This window comes from Escherichia sp. WS2035 (assembly GCF_046487065.1).
Classification (GTDB): Bacteria; Pseudomonadota; Gammaproteobacteria; order Enterobacterales; family Enterobacteriaceae; genus Escherichia; species Escherichia coli.
The window spans coordinates 1-1,692 of sequence record NZ_JBJQKD010000044.1 but is presented as its reverse complement, the minus strand read 5'-3'; the positions used below and the strand labels follow the sequence as shown (position 1 = coordinate 1,692).

General features: G+C 47.0%; 1 protein-coding gene and 1 pseudogene. Both read left to right on the top strand.

The window, feature by feature from the left end; translation table 11 throughout:
* The coding region (locus ACJHX4_RS26660; RefSeq protein ID WP_410239923.1) for a tyrosine-type recombinase/integrase at positions 1–1,062 on the top strand (1,062 nt) is incomplete at its 5' end.
* A 255-nt stretch (positions 1,063–1,317) separates the two neighbouring features.
* Positions 1,318–1,692 (top strand): annotated as a pseudogene (locus tag ACJHX4_RS26655) (tetratricopeptide repeat protein); the annotation flags it as partial.

The following is a 1,692-nucleotide window of genomic DNA, read 5'->3' as shown; positions in this document are numbered from 1 at the left end:
GATGAGGCCCGAAAACTGATTTCGGAGGGGATTGACCCTTGCGAACAGAAAAGAGCTAAAAAAGTAGTCCCTGATTTACAGCTCTCTTTTGAACATATTGCACGACGCTGGCATGCCAGTAATAAACAATGGGCACAATCACACAGCGATAAAGTACTCAAAAGCCTCGAAACACACGTTTTCCCCTTTATCGGCAACCGGGATATCACAACACTCAATACCCCGGATCTGCTTATCCCTGTTCGTGCTGCAGAAGCTAAACAAATTTATGAAATCGCCAGTCGTCTGCAGCAAAGAATATCTGCCGTAATGCGTTATGCCGTACAGTCTGGCATCATCAGATATAATCCTGCTCTGGATATGGCTGGCGCATTGACTACGGTAAAACGCCAGCATCGCCCCGCTCTTGATCTTTCACGTCTGCCTGAACTTCTGTCGCGTATTAACAGTTATAAAGGTCAGCCTGTCACCCGGCTTGCCGTTATGCTGAATTTACTGGTTTTTATTCGTTCCAGTGAACTCAGATACGCCCGCTGGTCTGAAATTGATATTGACAATGCCATGTGGACTATTCCAGCCGAACGCAAACCTCTGCCAGGGGTAAAATTCTCACACCGGGGCTCCAAGATGCGAACACCACATCTTGTGCCACTCAGCAAACAGGCTGTAGCCATACTGACAGAACTTCAGACATGGGCTGGTGAAAATGGTCTGATCTTTACGGGAGCACATGACCCGCGTAAACCAATCAGTGAAAATACCGTAAATAAGGCCCTCAGAGTGATGGGGTATGACACAACCAAGGAAGTCTGTGGCCATGGATTCCGGGCGATGGCGTGCAGTGCATTGATTGAATCCGGCTTATGGTCAAGAGATGCGGTTGAACGTCAGATGAGTCATCAGGAGCGCAACGGAGTACGTGCCGCGTATATTCATAAAGCAGAACATCTGGAAGAACGTCGGCTTATGCTGCAATGGTGGGCAGATTTTCTGGATGCAAACAGGGAGGAGTGTATCAGTCCGTTTGAATATGCAAAAGTTAACAATCCACTGAAAAGGTGACTGAACGCCATTTACACACATGCTCTTCCTCTTAAGGGGAAGAGCACCCGCCTCAATCAATTTCTTTTTTATGCCGGCGGAACCATCAGCCAGGCTGAGGTTCTCATTCAATAACTCAACGTCTTACCACAGAACAGAATTCACTGTATTATCATGGGCAACGTTAATCCCGGACAATAAAAGGACACCGATGCCAGGCATCACAATTTTTATAGCCTGCAGATTATGGTCCATCCTTTTTTACAGGTTCAGAATATGACTGGCAAATTACGCTTTGAAGTGAACGATAACCAGGGCTGTTTCATATTTTCGGAAACCTGGTTTGGCTCGTTGCTGGATGAGTTTGAAGAACTGATTGATGCATACGATGCGGATGAAATCAGCGAAACAAGTTACATCAACAAACTCAGGCGCCTTGCCCGACAGGAGAATGACTTTATTGATGTACACGCTCACTTGGCATACGTATTTCTGGAGCAGAATGCCCCGCGTAAGGCGCTGAATGCTGCCCTTAAAGGGCTGGCAGTTGGCAATCGTCTTATCCCTGAAGGTTTCAGTGGCAGAATCATCTGGATACATCCTGACAACCGACCTTTTCTTCGTGCCCTCTATGCGGCAATCCTGGCAAAT